This is a genomic window from Pantoea sp. RIT-PI-b, from assembly GCF_001187905.1.
Taxonomy (GTDB): Bacteria; Pseudomonadota; Gammaproteobacteria; order Enterobacterales; family Enterobacteriaceae; genus Pantoea; species Pantoea nemavictus.
Map to the genome: position 1 here is coordinate 147,553 of NZ_LGIS01000027.1, position 19,827 is coordinate 167,379.

Annotated in this window: 19 protein-coding genes; 18 read left to right on the forward strand and 1 reads right to left on the reverse strand. The window is 55.7% G+C overall.

Annotation, left to right across the window (positions count from 1 at the left end):
• A complete protein-coding gene (locus tag AC790_RS18065; RefSeq protein WP_049852656.1) occupies positions 1-1,023 on the reverse strand; it encodes an aminopeptidase in 1,023 nt (340 codons plus the stop codon).
• Positions 1,024-1,271: 248 nt separating this feature from the next.
• Here AC790_RS18065 and cysG point away from each other — a divergent pair, with 248 nt between their 5' ends.
• The 18 genes from cysG (at position 1,272) to rpoS (ending at position 19,719) form a co-directional block, all read left to right on the forward strand.
• Positions 1,272-2,687 carry a siroheme synthase CysG gene (gene cysG, locus AC790_RS18070; RefSeq protein WP_049852657.1) on the forward strand — a complete coding sequence of 472 codons (1,416 nt, stop codon included), beginning with the start codon at positions 1,272-1,274 and terminating at the stop codon, positions 2,685-2,687.
• Between the two features lie 9 nt (positions 2,688-2,696).
• Entirely contained in the window at positions 2,697-3,605 is a 909-nt protein-coding gene (gene cysD / locus AC790_RS18075) for a sulfate adenylyltransferase subunit CysD (RefSeq protein WP_049852658.1), read from the forward strand.
• A gap of 10 nt (positions 3,606-3,615) precedes the next feature.
• The gene (cysN, locus tag AC790_RS18080; protein ID WP_049852659.1) at positions 3,616-5,043 is read left to right on the forward strand and encodes a sulfate adenylyltransferase subunit CysN; all 1,428 of its coding nucleotides are present in this window, start codon (positions 3,616-3,618) and stop codon (positions 5,041-5,043) included.
• Entirely contained in the window at positions 5,043-5,648 is a 606-nt protein-coding gene (cysC, locus tag AC790_RS18085; RefSeq protein WP_007893235.1) for an adenylyl-sulfate kinase, read from the forward strand. Before cysN ends, cysC begins: the two co-directional genes overlap by 1 nt.
• A gap of 55 nt (positions 5,649-5,703) precedes the next feature.
• Positions 5,704-6,024, forward strand: a complete 321-nt coding sequence (locus tag AC790_RS18090; protein ID WP_007893238.1) for a DUF3561 family protein — start codon at positions 5,704-5,706, stop codon at positions 6,022-6,024.
• Positions 6,025-6,195: 171 nt separating this feature from the next.
• A complete protein-coding gene (gene ftsB / locus AC790_RS18095) occupies positions 6,196-6,513 on the forward strand; it encodes a cell division protein FtsB (protein WP_007893240.1) in 318 nt (105 codons plus the stop codon).
• 3 nt (positions 6,514-6,516) lie between these two features.
• The gene (gene ispD, locus AC790_RS18100; RefSeq protein ID WP_049852660.1) at positions 6,517-7,233 is read left to right on the forward strand and encodes a 2-C-methyl-D-erythritol 4-phosphate cytidylyltransferase; all 717 of its coding nucleotides are present in this window, start codon (positions 6,517-6,519) and stop codon (positions 7,231-7,233) included.
• Positions 7,233-7,715 (forward strand): 2-C-methyl-D-erythritol 2,4-cyclodiphosphate synthase, encoded by a 483-nt coding sequence (ispF, locus tag AC790_RS18105; protein WP_049852682.1) that lies wholly within the window; start codon positions 7,233-7,235, stop codon positions 7,713-7,715. The genes ispD and ispF overlap by 1 nt, the downstream gene beginning before the upstream one ends.
• A complete protein-coding gene (gene truD / locus AC790_RS18110; RefSeq protein ID WP_049852661.1) occupies positions 7,712-8,755 on the forward strand; it encodes a tRNA pseudouridine(13) synthase TruD in 1,044 nt (347 codons plus the stop codon). Before ispF ends, truD begins: the two co-directional genes overlap by 4 nt.
• A 15-nt stretch (positions 8,756-8,770) precedes the next feature.
• A complete protein-coding gene (locus AC790_RS18115) occupies positions 8,771-9,814 on the forward strand; it encodes a LacI family DNA-binding transcriptional regulator (protein WP_049852662.1) in 1,044 nt (347 codons plus the stop codon).
• 157 nt (positions 9,815-9,971) lie between these two features.
• Positions 9,972-11,042 (forward strand): SIS domain-containing protein, encoded by a 1,071-nt coding sequence (locus AC790_RS18120; protein ID WP_049852663.1) that lies wholly within the window; start codon positions 9,972-9,974, stop codon positions 11,040-11,042.
• A 30-nt stretch (positions 11,043-11,072) separates the two neighbouring features.
• A complete protein-coding gene (locus AC790_RS18125; protein ID WP_049852664.1) occupies positions 11,073-12,440 on the forward strand; it encodes a PTS transporter subunit EIIC in 1,368 nt (455 codons plus the stop codon).
• 80 nt (positions 12,441-12,520) lie between these two features.
• A complete protein-coding gene (locus AC790_RS18130) occupies positions 12,521-13,900 on the forward strand; it encodes an OprD family outer membrane porin (protein WP_049852665.1) in 1,380 nt (459 codons plus the stop codon).
• A 27-nt stretch (positions 13,901-13,927) separates the two neighbouring features.
• On the forward strand, positions 13,928-15,772 hold the full coding sequence (locus AC790_RS18135; protein ID WP_049852666.1) for a glycoside hydrolase family 9 protein: 1,845 nt from the start codon (positions 13,928-13,930) through the stop codon (positions 15,770-15,772).
• A 230-nt stretch (positions 15,773-16,002) separates the two neighbouring features.
• Entirely contained in the window at positions 16,003-16,761 is a 759-nt protein-coding gene (surE, locus tag AC790_RS18140; protein WP_007893252.1) for a 5'/3'-nucleotidase SurE, read from the forward strand.
• Complete coding sequence (locus tag AC790_RS18145; RefSeq protein WP_007893253.1) at positions 16,758-17,384, forward strand: protein-L-isoaspartate(D-aspartate) O-methyltransferase; 627 nt, start codon at positions 16,758-16,760, stop codon at positions 17,382-17,384. Before surE ends, AC790_RS18145 begins: the two co-directional genes overlap by 4 nt.
• A 172-nt stretch (positions 17,385-17,556) precedes the next feature.
• Positions 17,557-18,672: a murein hydrolase activator NlpD gene (gene nlpD, locus AC790_RS18150; protein ID WP_007893255.1), complete on the forward strand. Its 1,116-nt coding sequence runs from the start codon at positions 17,557-17,559 to the stop codon at positions 18,670-18,672.
• 48 nt (positions 18,673-18,720) lie between these two features.
• The gene (rpoS, locus tag AC790_RS18155) at positions 18,721-19,719 is read left to right on the forward strand and encodes an RNA polymerase sigma factor RpoS (RefSeq protein ID WP_049852667.1); all 999 of its coding nucleotides are present in this window, start codon (positions 18,721-18,723) and stop codon (positions 19,717-19,719) included.
• Positions 19,720-19,827 lie beyond the last annotated feature (108 nt).

The following is a 19,827-nucleotide window of genomic DNA, read 5'->3' on the forward strand; positions in this document are numbered from 1 at the left end:
TTAGGTTGTCGGATTAGCCAGCTCGGTCAGCAGCGGCAGCAAGATCTTCACGCTGTCACGCGTGCGTTGGGTGATGCGGCCAGGCAGCCAACGATCGAGATAGTTGAGGTTATCGCGCTCGGTTTGATGGCGCACGTTGCCCTCCGGAAAATGGTGGGAACGCGCGCGCTGCTGCTGTCCATCTTTGTTGCCCAGCGTCCAGTTAGCGGCGGTGACATCCATTAACGGCATGCCGGCCTTATCAAACGGATTCACCCCCGGATAATCGCGCGCGGTCATAGCGTGGCTGGCTGCGGAGATACCGTAACGGTGTGCCAGCTGCACGGCGCGTGCGCTGGTCTGCTTGCGCACCGCCGAGGGCGTATTGATGCCGCTATTAAAGTAGAGATGATCGCCGACGATCAGACTGTTGAGATCGATCACCAGCAGCGTGTTCTTCTTCTCCTGCTCGCTCATGCGTGCCAGATAATCATCCATGCCGTGCAGGCCCGCTTCACCGGCGCTCAGCGCGACAAAGCGCACGCCGTAGTGCAGCGGCGTTTTGCTCAATGCCTTCGCCAGCTCCAGCATCACGCCAAGACCGGATGCATTGTCATCCACGCCCTGCAAACGCAGGCCGCCGAGATTGTTATCGGCTTCATGGCGGCTGAGCGGCGTCCAGGTATCCAGATGCGTCACAATCAGGATCTCCTGTGGCACCGCACCTGCGCGCGCAGCAATCACCGAGGTGGCGGTGACTTTATGTGTGCGGCTTTCACCCTTTTTCTCTAGCCATTCATAGCGGGTATTGAACTGGCGGGTATTACTCTGATAACCCAGCTGGCTAAATTGCTGCTGCAAATAATCGGCGGTGAGCAACTCGGCTGGGCTGCCGCTCATGCGGCCGGGGAAATAGGTTGCGATGTGGCGAAGTTGCTGTTCGGCAAAGTGTCCAGGCGCGCTGATGCTCGCAGCCTGAACAAAGAGAGGCAAACCGCCCGCGAGCAGTGCAGCCAGCACAGTGCGGCGGAAATTAGCAAACATAGTTAGGGTCCTTTTCTGACATCCCGTCATGCTAAAAAAAATCCGAGATAGTATGAAACTGTGATGACGCTTGCACAATTTGATTTGCTCCGAAACACCAGCAATATCATTTGTTAAGCACAAAATGTTATCAGCAATCCTGGGTCGTTATTCCATTCGGTAACTACTCATTCCAATTCGTAATTTCATCTGTCGGAAGGGCGGGACGTATAGTCGCGTTAACTTATTGTAAAACTAGCAAGGTTAACGTGGATTATCTGCCCCTCTTTGCCGATCTCAAAAGCCGTCCGGTGCTGGTTGTTGGCGGTGGCGAAATTGCTGCGCGCAAAATTGAACTGTTGCGGCGTGCGGGTGCGCGCGTGTTGGTCGCGGCGCGCGAACTCGGCCATGAGCTACAGGCGCTGCTGGATATTAAGGCGATTGAATGGATCGCCCACAGCTTTGATCCGGCACAGCTGGACGGTGTATTCCTCGTGATTGCTGCCACTGATGACAACGCGCTCAATGCACAGGTATTTGAGGCGGCCAACGCGCGCCACAAGCTGGTGAACGTGGTAGACGATCAGCCGAAATGCAGCTTTATCTTCCCATCAATTGTCGATCGCTCGCCGCTGGTCGTCGCCATCTCCTCCAGCGGCACCGCGCCGGTGCTGGCGCGTTTGCTGCGTGAAAAAATTGAAGCGTTACTACCAGCCAATCTTGGGCAGATGGCCGAAGTGGCGGGGCAGGGGGGCGGCAAGGGAAAACAGCGCTCTCACCGCATGTCTGAACGTCGTCGTTTCTGGGAGCGTGCCTTTAACGGGCTGTTCGCCAGCCAGATGGCGGCGGGCAATGTGAATGAAGCGCGTCGTACGCTGGATCGCGAACTGGATAACGACAGCGATAATCAGGGCGAAATCACGCTGGTGGGCGCCGGTCCGGGCGACAGCGGTTTGCTGACGCTGCGTGGCTTGCAGGTGATGCAGCTGGCCGATGTGGTGCTGTATGACCATCTGGTCAGCGACGAAGTGTTAGAACTGGTGCGCCGCGACGCCGATCGCATCTGCGTTGGCAAACGCGCCGGTGCGCATTCGGTGCCGCAGGAAGAGACTAATCAGATGCTGGTGAGCCTCGCGCAGCAGGGTAAACGCGTGGTGCGTCTGAAAGGCGGCGATCCGTTTATTTTTGGTCGCGGCGGTGAAGAGTTGCAGGCGGCGCAGGCCGCCGGAATTCCCTTCCAGGTGGTGCCGGGCATCACCGCGGCAGCGGGCGCAACCGCCTACGCCGGAATCCCGCTTACCCATCGTGACTACGCGCAGAGCGTGCTGTTTATCACCGGTCACTGCCAGGCCGACGGCAACGGCATCGATTGGCCGTCGCTGGCACGCGCGCGTCAAACCTTAGCGATTTATATGGGCACGGTGAAAGCGGCGGAAATCGCTGCCGGGCTTATCGAACATGGGCGCGCGGCCTCCACGCCGGTGGCGGTGATTGGCCGCGGCACGCGTCAGGATCAGCAGGTGCTGACCGGTACATTAGATCAACTGGAAGCGCTGGCTGCGGCCGCGCCCACGCCAGCACTGTTAGTGATTGGCGAAGTAGTGAATTTGCACGGGCAATTGGCCTGGTTCCAACATTCGGCACAGCAGGGGGCTCGCGAGTCCGCCGTTGTCAATTTGGCTTGAGGAAAAATTATGGACCAAAATCGTCTTACTCATCTGCGCCAGCTGGAGGCAGAGAGTATCCATATCATCCGCGAGGTGGCGGCCGAGTTCAGCAATCCGGTGATGATGTACTCCATCGGCAAAGACTCCTCGGTGATGCTGCATCTGGCGCGCAAAGCCTTCTTTCCGGGCACGTTGCCATTTCCGCTGCTGCACGTTGATACCGGCTGGAAATTCCGGGAAATGTACGAGTTCCGCGATCGCACCGTAAAAGCGATGGGCGCGGAGCTGCTGGTGCATCGCAACCCGGAAGGTGTGGCGATGGGCATCAACCCGTTCGTGCACGGCAGTGCCAAGCATACCGACATCATGAAAACCGAAGGCCTGAAGCAGGCGCTGAACAAATACGGCTTTGATGCAGCCTTTGGTGGCGCACGGCGTGATGAAGAGAAGTCGCGCGCCAAAGAGCGCATCTACTCATTCCGCGATCGCTTCCACCGCTGGGATCCAAAAAACCAGCGTCCTGAGCTGTGGCACAACTACAACGGCCAGATTAACAAAGGCGAAAGCATTCGCGTGTTCCCGCTCTCCAACTGGACCGAGCTGGATATCTGGCAGTACATCTTCCTGGAAAATATCGAAATTGTGCCGCTGTACCTCGCCGCGCCGCGCCCGGTGCTGGAGCGTGACGGCATGCTGATGATGATTGATGACGATCGTATCGATCTGCAGCCAGGCGAAGTGATCAAACAGCGTATGGTGCGTTTCCGTACCCTCGGCTGCTGGCCGCTAACCGGCGCGGTGGAATCGGAAGCGCAGACGCTGCCGGAAATCATTGAAGAGATGCTGGTCTCCACCACCAGTGAACGCCAGGGACGCGTGATAGACCGCGACCAGGCCGGTTCGATGGAAATGAAGAAACGTCAGGGTTATTTCTAAGGAGACGCAGATGAATACCGTTATTGCACAACAGATTGCCGATCAGGGCGGCGTAGAAGCCTGGCTGACCGCGCAACAACACAAAAGCCTGCTGCGTTTCCTCACCTGCGGTAGCGTTGACGACGGCAAAAGTACGCTGATTGGTCGCTTGCTGCACGATACGCGTCAAATCTATGAAGACCAGCTGTCATCGCTGCACAATGACAGCAAACGTCACGGCACTCAGGGTGAGAAGCTTGACCTCGCCTTACTGGTTGATGGTTTACAAGCCGAGCGCGAGCAGGGCATTACCATTGATGTGGCGTATCGCTACTTCTCCACCGAGAAGCGCAAATTTATCATCGCTGATACGCCGGGACACGAGCAGTACACGCGCAATATGGCGACCGGCGCCTCTACCTGCGATTTAGCGATTCTGCTGATCGATGCGCGTAAAGGCGTGCTGGATCAGACGCGTCGTCACAGCTTTATCTCCACGCTGTTGGGCATCAAGCATCTGGTGGTCGCCATCAACAAGATGGATCTGGTGGAGTACAAGCAAGAGACCTTCGAGCAGATCAAACAGGATTATCTCGATTTCGCCGCGCAGTTGCCGGAAGACCTCGATATTCGCTTTGTGCCGATGTCAGCGCTGGAAGGCGATAACGTGGCGACGCCGAGCGTGACCATGCCGTGGTACAGCGGCCCAACGCTGCTCGACGTACTGGAAACCGTGGAGCTGAATCGCGTGGTGGATCATCAGCCGATGCGTTTCCCGGTGCAGTATGTCAATCGTCCCAACCTCGACTTCCGCGGTTATGCCGGTACGCTGGCCTCTGGCGTGGTGAAAGTGGGCCAGCGCGTAAAAGTGCTGCCATCAGGCGTGGAATCGACTATCTCGCGCATCGTCACTTTTGATGGCGACTTGCCGGAAGCGGGCGCTGGTGAAGCGATTACGCTGGTGCTGAAAGATGAAATCGACATCAGCCGTGGCGATCTGCTGGTGGATGCCGCCGCCGATCTGCAAGCGGTGCAATCCGCGACGGCGGACGTAGTGTGGATGGCTGAGCAGCCGCTGCAGCCAGGACAAAGCTATGAAGTGAAGATTGCCGGTAAGAAAACCCGCGCGCGCGTGGAGAAAGTCATCCATCAGGTGGAGATTAACTCGCTGGAGAAGCGCACGGTGGATAGCCTGCCGCTCAACGGCATCGGTCTGGTCGAACTGACCTTTGACGAACCGATGGTACTGGATGCCTATCGGCAGAATCCGGTTACCGGCGGCATGATCTTTATCGATCGTCTGAGCAACGTGACGGTCGGCGCGGGCATGATCAATCAGCCGCTGAGCAATGTGCGTGCACAAGCGGGTCAGTTCAGCGATTTCGAGCTGGAGCTGAATGCGTTGGTGCGCCGTCACTTCCCGCACTGGAATGCACGCGATCTGCTGGGCGGTCAGTAATGGCGCAGCACGATGAAAACGTGGTGTGGCACGATCATCCGGTAACGCGTGAGGAACGCGAACAGCAGCATGGCCATCAAGGCGTGGTGCTGTGGTTCACCGGACTTTCCGGATCGGGCAAATCCACCGTGGCCGGCGCGCTGGAGCAGGCGCTGCATCGCGCGGGTGTGAATACCTATCTGCTGGATGGCGATAACGTGCGTCACGGCCTGTGCCGTGACCTCGGCTTCAGCGATAGCGATCGTAAAGAGAATATCCGTCGCGTGGGTGAAGTGGCGAAGCTGATGGTTGATGCCGGTTTAGTGGTGTTGACCGCCTTTATCTCGCCGCATCGTGCCGAGCGCCAGATGGTGCGCGATCTGCTGGGCGAAGGGCAGTTCGTTGAGGTGTTTGTCGATACGCCGTTAGCGGTGTGTGAAGCGCGCGATCCCAAAGGTCTCTACAAAAAAGCCCGTGCCGGTGAGCTGCGTAATTTTACCGGTATCGACAGCGTGTATGAAGCGCCAGAAGCCCCTGAAATCCACCTGGATGGCGAACAATTGGTTACAAAACTGACCGGCCAATTGTTAGACCTGCTGCGTCACCGCGATATCATCAAATCCTGAATCGACAGCGGCAAATCCTCCCGGGTTTGCCGCGCTTAGCGTCAACAGGATCTCTATGCAGAACGTAACGCCCATGTTAGCCCGTAAAGATGAACGCACCCCGGATGAGCCTCGCTCGTCGCTGCCGGGCGGCGTGTTTGGCTTTCTGTCGTACTGGTGCGCGCTGGCGATTCCGTTCATGCTCTACGGCTCCAACACGCTGTTCTTCTTCCTCTACACCTGGCCGTTCTTCCTCGCGCTGTTACCGGTTTCAGTGCTGATTGGTATCGTGCTGAGCCTGGTGATTCGTACGCATTTATTCTGGAGCGGCATCGCCACAGCGATTGTGGTGGTGTGCCTGTTCTGGCTGCTGTTCTCATTTCTCTCGGGTTGGTAACGCCCACCTGATGTGCAAACGCATCGGCTGGTTACAAAACTTTACCTGCCGTCTCGCGCCTCTCTCTGTCATTATTTGCGCCGATAACTGCTGGTGCGCGGCATTTTCGCCGCCGCAGTGGAGTCCAGCGCCAAGTTATGGGATGATTGGGCCGTTTTTCAGGGGGCGGGGATGGGAAAACTGACGTTACTGCTACTCGTGCTGCTGGGATGGCTTCAATATTCCCTGTGGCTGGGTAAGAACGGTATTCATGACTACACGCGCGTCAACGAAGACGTCGCGTCACAACAGGCGAATAACGCCAAACTTAAAGCGCGTAACGATCAGCTATTTGCCGAAATTGACGATCTCAATGGCGGCTCGGAAGCGATCGAGGAACGCGCACGCAATGAACTGGGCATGATTAAGCCCGGTGAGACTTTCTATCGTCTGGTGCCAGACCAGAACAAACGTAACGCGCAACAAGCTGCGCAAAATCAACAACGATAAGCCATGAACAAGCGCCCGATCCTTGCGGATGTGATTGCCGTGGTGCCCGCCGCAGGTGTGGGCAGCCGTATGCAAGCTGCCTGCCCAAAACAGTATCTGACCATTGGTCAATTTACCCTTCTTGAACATAGCGTTGCGCGCTTGCTGGCTCATCCGGCGGTAAAACAGGTCATTGTGCCGGTAAGCAGCGATGATGGCTGGTTCGATTCACTGCCGCTGGCGCAGGATTCCCGCGTGGTAAGAGTGACCGGTGGCGACACGCGCGCTGAATCGGTGCTGGCGGGATTAAAGGCCATTCAGCATCACCAATGGGTGCTGGTGCATGATGCCGCGCGTCCGTGCCTGCATCCGGACGATTTAGCGCGCCTGCTGGCGGTACGCGAGTACAGCAACGTCGGCGGGATTCTGGCGGCGCCGGTGCGCGACACCATGAAGCGCGGCGAACCAGGCAAAGCGGTCATTGCTCATACCGTTGAACGCGAAGACTTATGGCACGCGTTGACGCCACAATTTTTCCCGCATCAACTGCTCACCGCGTGTCTGACGCGCGCCCTCAATGAAGGCGCTACCATTACCGATGAAGCGTCGGCACTGGAGTATTGCGGCTATCATCCGCAGTTGGTGAGCGGACGCAGCGACAACATTAAGGTAACGCGACCAGAAGATCTGGCGCTGGCGGCCTTCTATCTTACTCAGATTCAGTTACAGGAGAGCGCATGATGCGTATCGGTCACGGTTTTGACGTTCACGCTTTTGGCGGCGAAGGTCCGTTAGTGATTGGTGGGGTGCGTATTCCCTTCGAACACGGTTTTATCGCCCATTCTGACGGTGATGTGGCGCTGCATGCGCTGACGGATGCCTTGCTCGGCGCCGTGGCGATGGGCGATATCGGCAAGCTATTCCCGGATACCGACCCGGCGTTTAAGGGCGCGGACAGCCGCGGCCTGCTGCGCGAAGCCTGGCGTCGTATTCAGCAAAAAGGCTATCGCATCGGTAACGTTGATGTGACCATTATTGCGCAGGCACCAAAAATGTTGCCGCACGTGCCGCAGATGCGCGTCAATATTGCCGAAGATCTCGGTTGCCATATGGATGACGTCAACGTGAAAGCCACCACCACCGAAAAACTCGGCTTTACCGGTCGCGGTGAAGGCATTGCCTGTGAAGCGGTTGCGCTGCTGATTAAGGCCGATCGGGCATGAGTGAGCTGCATTACCTGCACGGCGTGCCTAATGCCAGCGGCGTGATTAAAGCCAATCCCGAAGATTTTGTCGTGATTGAAGATCTTGGCTATCCCTATGATGGCGAAGGAGAACAGGTTTTAGTCCGCATTCGTAAAATTGGCTGCAACACCCGCTTTGTTGCCGAAGCCATCGCCAAATTTCTTAAGGTGCCGGTACGCGATCTCAGCTATGCCGGCATGAAAGATCGTCATGCGGTCACCGAGCAGACGCTGTGCTTCCGTGTGCCAGGCAATGCGATGCCGAATCTGGCCGGTTTTCAGCTGGAAGGCGTCGAAATCCTGCAGGTGATCCGTCACAAGCGCAAACTGCGCACCGGCGCGCTGGCGGGCAATGCCTTCCGTTTAATCGTGCGCCAGATTTCCGATCGTAGCGACGTTGAAACGCGTCTGCAGCAGATTCAACAGCGCGGCGTACCCAACTATTTTGGCGAGCAGCGCTTTGGTCGCGGCGGTAACAACCTGACGCAGGCAAAATTGTGGGCTGAAGATAAATTCCGCCCGCGCGATCGCAGCATGAAAGGCATTTTACTCTCGGCAGCGCGCAGCCAGCTTTTTAACCAGCTCACCAGTGCCCGTTTACAGCGCGATGGCGCACTGGATCGTGTTCAGGCGGGAGATGCGTTGCAGCTGGCAGGACGTGGCAGCTGGTTTGTTGCGCAGGCGGAAGAGTTAGCGGAACTGCAGCAGCGTGTCGATAACCATGAACTGCGTATCACCGCACCGCTGGCCGGACGCGGCGAGCTCGGTACCCAAGGCGAAGTGCTGGCGTTCGAGCGGGAGCTGCTGGCGTCGTCGGGCGATCTGCTGGCTTTACTCGATCGTGAACGCGTTGATGCCTCGCGGCGTGCGGCGCTGGTGGTGCCGAAAGATCTGCGCTGGAGCTGGTGGGACGACGTCACGCTGGAGATGCAGTTCTGGCTGCCGGCGGGCAGTTTTGCTACCAGCGTGGTGCGCGAGCTGCTAAGCAACGGCGCAGCAGCACCGATTGGCGACGAATAGGTACATTCGGCGATCATGAGCAAAAATCTTACCATTAAGGATATTGCGCTGCTCGCCGGTGTTTCTATTACCACCGTTTCACGCGTGCTTAACAAGCATGCATGGGTGTCTGAAAAGACCCGTGCGCGCGTCGATAAAGTGATTGCTGAGCATCAGTTCAGCCCCAACCTGATGGCGCGCGGCATGATTTCGCGTCAGAGTTACACCCTTGCGGTGATCGTTTCCGATATCACCAATCCCTACTTCGTCACCTTAGTGGCGCAGATTCAGCAAGCCTGCCTGGCCATTGGCTATAAAATCACGCTGTACGATACACAATCCGCCAACCGCAGCGATGGTACGTCAGGCGATGAAAGCGCAATTTTTCAATCGATCATTGATAGCCAAATTGATGGCGTCATCGTGCTTGGCGGCCACAGCGACTTTGCGCCGATTCCGCCAGATTATCTGACGATGCTGGAGACGCTGATGAGCAAAATGGCGGTGGTGGTGGTCGGCCAGCCCCATCCCGATCGTCGCTGGCCATGCGTAATGCGCGATCATCAGCATTGTGTTGAGCTAGCGGTTAATCACCTGCTTGCGCGTGGCCTGCGTGACATCGCTTTTATCGGCGGCTCACGCAAAGTGTGGGTGACACGCGAACGCGTCAATCATTTCCGTGCGGCTCTACAGCAGGCGGGAATCACGCCGAACGACGCGTGGATTTGCTTGAATAACTTCTATCCGCAACATGGCTATCAAGCGATTGAAACGCTGTGGGATCTGCCACAACCGCCGCAGGCGCTGGTCGCCATCAACGATCGCGTGGCGATGGGGGCCATTCGTGCGCTTAGCGATCGCGCTATTCAGGTACCTCATCAGGTGGTCGTTATCAGCTGCGAACGTTTCCCCGGCAGCGAATTTTTCATTCCCCGCCTCACTAGCGTAGATCATCAGAACCCGCAGCTTGGGCAGAACATTATCACTATGATGATGGCGCAGCTCGACGGAAAATCATCTCAAGAAAATCAACAAATTGTCCCGCCAACGCCGGTATTAATCCTCGGCGAATCAGCTTAACCTGTAACTTAATCCCTTAATTTTAAATAAGTTACGCTTTGTAATCGCGATCTCATTTTCACCATTCCTGCGTTGACTTAATCTGCGCCATTAAATAAGTTTGCCTGCAACCTGAAAACGTTTTCAGTTTTTCAGGAGAACTGTTTAAGGAGCAGTAATGAAACCCACCATGATGACTTACATCCACCAGCAGCCTGAGGTGCTAAGCAACTTGCTGGCATGCTATCCAGATGATTTGCCCGCGCTCGGTGCTGCAAAATCGGTGCTGGTGCTCGCCACGGGTTCCAGCATCAATGCCGCGCTCAGCGCTAAATACTATGTGGAGCGTCTAACAGGCGTGCGGATTAGCGTGCAGGAGCCATTTCATTTCCAGCATTACGAGCGGTGGGATCCGGCCATCGATCTGGTGATCGCCATTTCACAAAGTGGCGAGAGCACTTCGACCCTGGCAGCCATTGCCGCCCTCAAGCAACAGCATGGCGTGGCAACCTGGGGCATCACCGGCAAGCTGGCCAGTCCGCTGGCGCAGGAGGTGGATCATGCGGTGGAGATTAAAAGTGGCGAAGAGCGCGTCGGTTACGTCACCAAAGGCTATTTAGCCACAGTGATGACGCTGATGCTGATCGGCCTGCACAGCGCGCGTCAAAGCGGCCGTATCACCGCGCAACAGGAGCAGCAGGAGTTTGCGATGCTGCAGCGCGGCGCGACGGCGATTCCAGACATTATTGAACGTACTGAAATTTTCTGGCAGCGCTGGCAGGCGGATCTCACCGCCGCACCACGTTTTATCTCCATCGGCTTTGGACCGGCACTGGGCGTGATCAAGGAGATGGAGACCAAGTTTAGTGAAACGGTGCGCGTACCATCGCAGGGCATTGAGCTTGAAGCATTCATGCACGGCCCGTATTTCGAGATAAACCCACAACACCGTCTGTTCTTTGTTGATGTTGATGCGCCGGTACGCGAGCGCCTGCGTCTGCTGCGCGACTATGAACAGCGCGTTACGCCACACGTCTGGAGCCTTTGCCTCGGCGAAAGCGATGATGAACGCACGCTGGCGCTGGGGGTGGAAGTGAGCGAGTGGATGGCGCCGATGCTGCTGGTGATTCCGTTCCAGATTCTGGCGCATCACATTGCGGAAGCGAAGGGTAACAATCTGCCGCAGCGCATCTTCACCGACTTTGGCGTGTCGATGAAGAGCAAAACCAAACCGGGCGATTACGACTAACACCGGGCGCGTTGAAAAAGGATAACCATAATGAAACTCGATTACGTGAAGCTGGCCCAGGCTATCCGGGAGCAGGTCGGCGGGGATGACAACATCAGCCATATTTCGCACTGCGCCACCCGCCTGCGGCTGGCCATCCACGATATGGCAAATGTGGACATCCCGGCTATCAGCGGCTTGCCGGGGGTGATCCGCGTAGTGAATGCATCCGGGCAGTTGCAGGTGGTGGTGGGCCCGCAGGTGGAGCAGCTGTATCAGGCGATGCAGCTCGGGTCGCAACCGGCTGCTGAACCGGTCAAACCGGGTTCTGACGAACGTGGTCTGGCGGGAAAAATGCTGGCAACGCTTGGTGCGATTTTTACGCCCTATATTGGGGTCCTGGCCGGCATTGGGGTAATTAAAGGCATCATGGTGCTGCTACAAACTCAGGGCCTGGTGGCTAGCGATGATCTGCTTTTCGCCATGTTTAATGCGCTCGCCAGTGGCGTTTTTGTCTTCCTGCCGCTGTTTATCGCGGTGACTGCCGCCGATCGTTTTGGCGCCAGCCGTTTCACTGCACTGGCATTAACGGCAGCGATGGTATTTCCACTCACGCAGCCTGACTTGCCGCAGCACTTCACCGTATTGGGTCTGAACATTAGCCTGAAAATATATGGCGGCGCGGTGATCCCAGCGATTCTGGCGGTGCTGCTGCTGAGCAACGTTGAACGCAAGCTGAAGCAGTGGATTCCGGACGTCGCGGCGCTGGTATTTGTGCCGTGTCTTTCGCTGATTATCTGCGGCTTTGTGGTATTCACACTGATTGGTCCACTGGCGGATTATGCCGGTGTCGGCATCGCCAATGGCTACAGCGCGCTCTATCAGCTCAGTCCCATGATCTCCGGCGCGCTGCTGGCGGGTATTGGCCAGCTGTTCGTGGTGTTTGGCGTGCACTGGGGCATTATTCCCCTCGCGCTGATTAACATTCAGGTGCAGGGCTACGACACCATCATGGCGATGTTCATGTCGGCGGTAATGGGGCAATTTGGCGCGGTAAGTGGCGCCATCTTTATCGCTCGCAATCTTCGTGACCGCCAAATTGCCCTCTCAGCGTCGCTATCGGCGTTCTTCGGCATCACCGAACCGGCGCTGTATGGCGTCAATCTTAAGTTCCGCATGTTGTTCATCTTCGGCTGTATCGGGGCCGCATTAGGCGGTGCGATTACCGGGCTGTTACAGGTAAAAACTTACAGTTTTCTTCCGGTACTCAACGTCTTCGAACTCGGTCTGTTTGAAGGTCCCGATTCCAAAATGATTTACGAAGTGGCGGCGATTGCGGTGGCTTTCATCGTCCCCTTTATCCTGACACTGATCTATGGCCGCTGGACGCGGCCCGGTGTGACTAAACCCAGCGCCTGACGCGCAACTTTCAATACTGACTAACAGGGACCAGGTATGCGGCTGCTATCGCAGGGCTGCGTGCACCTTAAGGAAATGCAATGAATGCTTTAACTCAGGGAAAAAAAGTGGCGCTGCTGCCACTGGCAACGTTGATGCTGTGTGCAGCACCGCCTGCGGCTGATGCGGCAGGTTTCATTGAAGACAGCAAAGTAGATGGCACGCTGTACTACTGGCAACGTCACCGCGAGCGTAAGGATCTCAATCCGGACAGCAGCCATTTTCAGCACTATCAAACCAATCTGCATCACAGCACGCTGACCGGCGCGCTGGAGTATCAATCAGGCTATCTGGCGGATGTTGTCGGCGTGGATCTCGCCGCCTTCGCCACCTGGGATCTGTTTGAGGGCAGCCCGGCGCATCCCAATGAAATCAGCTTCAGTCATGGTCCATCGATGTGGGAAGACCGCGGCGTGGGCGAAAAAAATGGTCTCGATCTCTATCGTGCGGCGCTGAAAGTGAAGGCGGGTGATTATTGGCTGCGAGCGGGTTACATCCAGCCGAGTGGCCAAACGCTGCTCGGTACGCAGTGGGGATTCTTACCGGGCACCTATCAGGGCCTGGAAGTGGGAGCGGTTTATGACTATGGCTCCGCTGGTGCGCTATCGCTGTCGTGGATGGGCGCCAACAAATATAAGGCGCCGTGGTATCGCAAAATGTACGAGTTTCGCGAAATCGATCGCCAGACGCGTATTCCCTATTTGCATTCGTTAGGCGGCAAGTACGACTTCAAAAACGGTGACACGCTAGAGCTGGCGTGGGGTGAATCACCGCATTACCTCGATAAATATTTCGCTAAGGCCGCTCGTCAGACTGCGCTTTGGGACAATCCGCTAAGTTTGAGCTGGCAGTTTTACGGTTCGCAGGATCGTACCGGCCGTCATGATGTTTATGACGAATTGGCCTGGCAACAGGGATTAACGCTGGCTTATCAGGTTGATCGCTATCAGTTCCGGCTGGAAGGCAGCGTGGTGCACGCGCCGGGCAAGCAGGGTTATTACACCGTGGCGATGACGCCGATTTACCCGAACTCGGCTGGCCGTATTGATATGTGGTGGGATTCTCGCTCTGACTTCAATGCCGACGGTGAGAAGGCAATCTTTGCCGGGATGATGGTCGATCTTAGCGATATCGTCTGGCCAGGCGTCAGTATCGGCGGCTCTTTTGCCTGGGGCTGGGACGGCAAACCGGCGCGTGGTGGCGATTGGTCACAAGATCAACGTCTGACCGAAACCGCCATTAACGGCGATCTGGTGTGGCAGGTGCAATCCGGCTGGGCCAAAAACACCGTGTTCAAATTGCATCTCACCGCGTTCAATAATCATAGCGATAACCCGAGCTGGGGCGGTGGCTATGGCAACGTTTTCCAGGATGAAAAGGACATCAAATTCCTGATGATTGCCCCTTTTAACCTGTTTTAATCACTCAATACACTAAGGATGATGACAATGAGGATTCGTTTCTCCGCACTTACCGCTGCGCTGCTGATGGCTGGACTGGCGCACGCTGAAACTCACGTTTTGATCAATCAGGTGGGTTACGACATTGCTGCACCCAAAACCGCCGTTGTTCAATTGACCGGCGAGTCACGCGCTAAGCCACCAGTAAACTTTGTGTTGCTAGACAGTGAAACCAATCAGCAGGTGCTGAGTGGCACTTTACAGCCGCAGGGCGAAGTGCAGGGCTGGGGCGATCGCACCTTCTACCGCGCGGATTTTTCCGCTTGGAAAAAACAGGGACGCTACGTGCTGCAAACCACCAGTAGCGACGGCGACGTACGTTCCGGGCCATTTATCATCGGCGCCGATCTGCTGGAGCGCTACACGCTTTCCGATGTGATTGCTTACTTCAAAAGCCAGCGCGTCACCGGGCTGTTTGATAAGTCCGATCGCAAACTGCCGCTGCCGGCTGGCACAGGCTCTGGCACCGTTGATGTGCACGGCGGCTGGTACGATGCCACCGGTGATTACGGTGTGCATCTTTCGCATCAAAATCTGACCTCCTATTTCAACCCACAGCAGGCGCCGCTGGTGGCCTGGAGCTTATTGCGCGGCTATCAGAACCTGGGTGCGCGCCAAAATCAAAATTTTGATGAGTATCGCCGCCGGATGCTGGACGAAGGCCTGTACGGCGCCGATTTTCTGGTGCGGATGAAACGTCCGGGCGAATCTTTCTTCCAGGCGATCTCTTCGCCCGGTAAAGAGAAACGGGCGCAGGATCGCGTGATTGCTAACCCAAACTGGCGTACGCAGATTAAGGAGAAAGAGTCAGATTCCACTATTGTCGAGGAGGAAGCCGTTGGGCGGCTGGCATGGCAGGCGAGTTTCCGTTCTGGAGCGGGTATGTCGATTGCCGCGCTGGCATTGGCCAGCACCATGGAAAATGACGGTAATTTCAGCCGCAAGCAGTATTTGCAAACGGCCGAAGACGCCTTCGCTTTTTTGCAAAAAAACAATGCGCACATGGTGAATGACGGTAAAGAGAATATCGTTGATGACTATACCGCGCTGCTGGCGGCGACAGAGCTGTATCGCGCTTCGCACAAAGCGGTCTATTTGACGGCGGCACAACACCGCGCGCAAAGCCTGATGGCACGATTGACCTCGCTGGATAACTGGCATGATTACTGGCGCGCCGATACGCAGCGGCGCCCCTTCTTCCATCCGTCAGATGCCGGGCTGCCTGTGATCGCGCTGCTGGAGTATGCGCGCATTGCTCCGCAAGAGCAGCAGACGAAAATCAAAGATACGGTGAAACGCTCGCTGGGCTTTGAACTGGCGGTGACCAAAGAAACCAATAATCCGTTTGGCTACGCGCGCCAGCTGATTCAATTGAAAAATGGTGATAAACGTACCAGCTTCTTCTTCCCGCATGACAGCGAAGCTGCGCCGTGGTGGCAGGGTGAGAATGCGCGTATCGCCTCGCTGGCGGCGGCTGCACGTCAGGCCATGCCGCTGTTTGCCGATGATAAAACCTTCACCCAGCAGCTGCAGGGTTACGCCTGGAATCAGCTGAACTGGATTTTGGGCAACAATCCTTATGATGTCAGCATGCTGACCGGCAGTGGTTACCGCCATATCAGCTATCTGTTCTTTAATTCATGGAAATACACCACGCTGCCAGGCGGCATTGTTAACGGCATTACCGGAGCATCCAACCAGGTCGCTGAGGGGATAGCTTTCGATGAAGGTTATGCCGTCACGCGGAAAGATGATGACTGGCGCTGGGCGGAAGGTTGGCTGCCTCATTCGGCCTGGTATTTGTACGCGGTGAGCTTGCCAGACCGCCAATAATCCTCGCTGTTGCCCGGCTTTGGTGCCGGGCATTTTTATTTTGTGCGCCATCTCAAATTGCATATTGTTACGGCAAACACCGCCAGTTCCTTGATTTTCGCCTACCACTTCCAGCGCCTCGCCGCTAGAATGCAAACATCCTTGTCCCGCCAGACGGCTCTTTTGCGGCGCCAAAATTGCGTTCGGCAAACAGGTCGAGGACCAGTTGAATGAACAAAGGTCAGGAATAGATGCGGATATTGCTTAGCAATGATGATGGAATTCATGCTCCCGGCATCCAGACGCTGGCTCGCGCACTGCGTGAGTTTGCTGAGGTGCAGGTGGTTGCGCCCGATCGCAATCGTAGCGGCGCATCAAACTCTCTGACATTAGAAACGCCACTGCGCACTTTTACCCATGAAAATGGCGATATTGCGGTGCAAATGGGAACGCCGACAGACTGTGTGTTCCTCGGCGTGAACAAGCTTATGCAGCCGCGTCCCGATATCGTGGTTTCGGGCATCAACGCCGGGCCGAACCTGGGCGACGATGTCATCTACTCAGGCACGGTGGCTGCAGCGATGGAAGGGCGTCATCTTGGGCTGCCGGCGCTCGCCGTTTCGCTCAATGGGCATTACCATTACGATACTGCCGCATCCATAACCTGTACGCTGTTGCGTGCGCTATCACGTGCACCGCTGCGTACCGGGCGTATCCTCAATATCAATGTGCCCGATTTGCCCTTAGCAGAAATCAAAGGGTTTCGTGTTACGCGCTGTGGCAGCCGCCATCCGGCCGATCAGGTGATCTGCACTGAAGATCCGCGTGGCCAGCCGCTTTACTGGATTGGTCCGCCGGGGCAAAAGCTGGATGCGGGCCCGGATACCGACTTCGCAGCGGTGGATGCGGGCTATGTTTCGCTAACCGCGTTGCATGTTGATTTGACCGCGCATGCCGCACAAGAAGTATTAAGTGACTGGCTGCTCCAGGCTGAGGTAAAGCTGGCATGATAAACCGCCGCATCGAAACGCTTTTGGAGCAGCTACGTGCGCAGGGCATTCATGATGAATTTCTGCTGAAAGCCATTGCTGATGTGCCTCGGGAGCGTTTTATCGATGAGGCGTTTGAGCACAAAGCGTGGGAAAACGTCGCGTTGCCGATTGGCATGGGGCAGACCATTTCACAGCCCTACATGGTGGCGCGGATGACCGCCTTGTTGGAGCTCACTCCAGAATCGCGCGTGCTGGAAATTGGCACCGGTTCTGGCTATCAGACCGCCATTCTGGCGCATCTGGTCAATCATGTTTACTCCGTAGAACGTATCAAAGGTTTGCAGTGGCAGGCTAAGCGCCGCCTCAAGCAACTCGATTTGCACAATATCTCAACGCGTCACGGCGATGGCTGGCAGGGATGGGCGGCGCGTGGTCCGTTCGATGCCATTATTGTCACCGCAGCGCCACCTGAAATTCCGACTTCGCTGATAGCGCAATTGGGCGAGGGCGGCAAAATGGTGCTGCCAGTAGGTGAGGATCAACAGGTGTTAAAGCGTTTGCGTCGTCAGGGCGATGAATTGATAGAAGAAATCATCGAGCCCGTCCGCTTTGTGCCGTTAGTTCAGGGCGATCTTGCCTGAACCGTCACTACGCAATTCTTCACAACTGTTACATGGCACGGCACAGTTGATATTGTTACTATCCTTGTTTATCAATGCTAAAAACCGTTTTTAACGTTACGCGCAGTGGATAATGCGGTTAACGCCGTTACACATTTTTATTCAGGGTTGCCATCACGGGGGATCAGTGAGCATGGGAAGCACAGCATTTCAATTACGCCGTTTGGCGGCACTTTCTTTGGTAGGTTTTTGGCTGGCGGGCTGTAGTTCAGGCGATAACACGCAGGCACCCATTAGCCAGGTTGGTAGTAACAGCGGCGACAGTGGAATGGCTTCAGCCCCCAGTGGCGGCATGATCTCCTCGCAAAGTAGCGGTGTGCCTGCGATGCCGAGTGGCGGAATGTTAAGCGGCGGCACTTCTTCAGCGCAACCGTCCGGCGGAATGGTTAGTGGTAATAATAATGTGGCCACGGAAAATGGTCGCATTGTGTACAATCGCAACTATGGGAATATTCCGAAAGGCAGCTACGGCGGCGAGACCTACACCGTGAAACGTGGCGACACCCTGTTCTATATTGCCTGGATTACCGGCAACGATTTCCGCGATCTGGCGCAACGCAACAACATCGCAGCGCCGTATGGCTTGAACGCCGGGCAAACGCTGCAGGTTGGCAACGGCAACGGCCAGACCATCACCGGTGGTAATGCGATAACCGTAGCGGATGCAACGCAGGGCGGCGTACCTGTTACACCGAGTCAAACGCAAATTAAATCGACCCCTGTTGCACAGCAACCTGTTATTACGTATTCTGATGATTCGGGTAATTCGTCGGGTAGCAAATTGCTGCCGTCGAAAGGAGCAAATAATGTGGCAACGACCACAGCTCCGGTTGTCGCACCACCTACAGTCAGCAGCACGACTAATAGCACAACTCCAGTGGGAAGCTGGCGTTGGCCGACTGATGGGAAGATCATCGATAACTTCTCCGCTGCGGAAGGCGGAAATAAAGGTATCGATATCGCCGGTTCGCGTGGACAACCTGTTGTCGCCACAGCTTCGGGAAGAGTGGTGTACGCAGGCAACGCGCTCCGTGGGTACGGTAATTTAATCATCATCAAACACAATGATGACTACCTGAGCGCCTACGCCCACAACGACTCTATGCTGGTCCGGGAACAACAGGAAGTTAAGGCGGGGCAAAAAATCGCTACCATGGGTAGCACCGGTACCAGTTCAGTAAGATTGCACTTTGAAATTCGTTACAAGGGGAAATCCGTAAACCCGTTGCGTTATTTACCGCAGCGATAATCCGGCAGAACCTTGGTTCTGCCCTTGGATCACGGGTAGGAGCCGCTAATGAACCAGAATACGCTGAAAGTTAACGATTCACATGAAGATGCGGAATTCGAGGAAAACAACGGAGCTGAGGTTTTTGATGAGAAGGCTCTCGTTGAGAACGAACCTGGTGATAACAACGACGTAGCGGAAGAAGAGCTGTTGTCACAGGGTGCGACGCAACGCGTTTTGGATGCGACGCAGCTTTACCTCGGAGAGATTGGTTACTCACCACTGCTGACGGCAGAAGAAGAAGTCTTCTTTGCACGCCGTGCATTGCGGGGTGATATTCCTTCTCGCCGCCGCATGATTGAAAGTAACTTACGCTTGGTAGTAAAGATTGCCCGCCGTTACAGCAATCGTGGTCTGGCGCTGCTGGATCTGATTGAAGAGGGTAATCTCGGCTTGATTCGCGCCGTAGAGAAGTTTGACCCAGAACGTGGGTTCCGTTTCTCAACTTACGCCACGTGGTGGATTCGACAGACTATTGAACGGGCGATCATGAATCAAACCCGTACCATTCGTTTGCCAATCCACATCGTTAAAGAGTTAAACGTTTATCTGCGTACCGCGCGTGAACTTTCGCACAAGCTTGATCATGAGCCGAGTGCTGAAGAGATTGCCGAGCAGTTAGACAAGCCAGTTGATGACGTAAGCCGTATGCTGCGTCTCAATGAGCGCATTACCTCGGTTGATACACCTTTGGGTGGCGATTCCGAAAAAGCGCTGCTGGATATCCTGGCCGATGAGAAAGACAACGGTCCGGAAGACACCACGCAAGATGATGATATGAAACAAAGCATCGTTAAGTGGTTGTTTGAATTGAATGCCAAGCAGCGTGAAGTGCTGGCGCGTCGTTTTGGCCTGTTAGGCTATGAAGCGGCAACGCTGGAAGATGTAGGTCGTGAAATCGGGTTGACCCGTGAACGCGTACGTCAAATCCAGGTAGAAGGGCTGCGCCGTCTGCGTGAGATTCTGCAGACACAGGGCCTGAACATTGAAGCACTGTTTCGCGAATAATTTTTACCGATAATGAAAAACGGTGACCTGATGGTCACCGTTTTTTTTCGCCTGCAGGTCAGGTTTTCTGACTGCTTGCAATATAGTTGCTGCCAGCAGTCATTTAGT

Excerpts from the sequence above, each read along its gene's own strand:
- AC790_RS18065 (WP_049852656.1), bottom strand. The coding sequence starts at position 1,023 with ATGTTTGCTAATTTCCGCCGCACTGTGCTGGCTGCACTGCTCGCGGGC.
- cysD (WP_049852658.1), top strand. The coding sequence starts at position 2,697 with ATGGACCAAAATCGTCTTACTCATCTGCGCCAGCTGGAGGCAGAGAGT.
- cysN (WP_049852659.1), top strand. The coding sequence starts at position 3,616 with ATGAATACCGTTATTGCACAACAGATTGCCGATCAGGGCGGCGTAGAA.
- cysC (WP_007893235.1), top strand. The coding sequence starts at position 5,043 with ATGGCGCAGCACGATGAAAACGTGGTGTGGCACGATCATCCGGTAACG.
- AC790_RS18090 (WP_007893238.1), top strand. The coding sequence starts at position 5,704 with ATGCAGAACGTAACGCCCATGTTAGCCCGTAAAGATGAACGCACCCCG.
- ftsB (WP_007893240.1), top strand. The coding sequence starts at position 6,196 with ATGGGAAAACTGACGTTACTGCTACTCGTGCTGCTGGGATGGCTTCAA.
- ispD (WP_049852660.1), top strand. The coding sequence starts at position 6,517 with ATGAACAAGCGCCCGATCCTTGCGGATGTGATTGCCGTGGTGCCCGCC.
- ispF (WP_049852682.1), top strand. The coding sequence starts at position 7,233 with ATGCGTATCGGTCACGGTTTTGACGTTCACGCTTTTGGCGGCGAAGGT.
- truD (WP_049852661.1), top strand. The coding sequence starts at position 7,712 with ATGAGTGAGCTGCATTACCTGCACGGCGTGCCTAATGCCAGCGGCGTG.
- AC790_RS18115 (WP_049852662.1), top strand. The coding sequence starts at position 8,771 with ATGAGCAAAAATCTTACCATTAAGGATATTGCGCTGCTCGCCGGTGTT.
- AC790_RS18120 (WP_049852663.1), top strand. The coding sequence starts at position 9,972 with ATGAAACCCACCATGATGACTTACATCCACCAGCAGCCTGAGGTGCTA.
- AC790_RS18125 (WP_049852664.1), top strand. The coding sequence starts at position 11,073 with ATGAAACTCGATTACGTGAAGCTGGCCCAGGCTATCCGGGAGCAGGTC.
- AC790_RS18130 (WP_049852665.1), top strand. The coding sequence starts at position 12,521 with ATGAATGCTTTAACTCAGGGAAAAAAAGTGGCGCTGCTGCCACTGGCA.
- AC790_RS18135 (WP_049852666.1), top strand. The coding sequence starts at position 13,928 with ATGAGGATTCGTTTCTCCGCACTTACCGCTGCGCTGCTGATGGCTGGA.
- surE (WP_007893252.1), top strand. The coding sequence starts at position 16,003 with ATGCGGATATTGCTTAGCAATGATGATGGAATTCATGCTCCCGGCATC.
- AC790_RS18145 (WP_007893253.1), top strand. The coding sequence starts at position 16,758 with ATGATAAACCGCCGCATCGAAACGCTTTTGGAGCAGCTACGTGCGCAG.
- nlpD (WP_007893255.1), top strand. The coding sequence starts at position 17,557 with ATGGGAAGCACAGCATTTCAATTACGCCGTTTGGCGGCACTTTCTTTG.
- rpoS (WP_049852667.1), top strand. The coding sequence starts at position 18,721 with ATGAACCAGAATACGCTGAAAGTTAACGATTCACATGAAGATGCGGAA.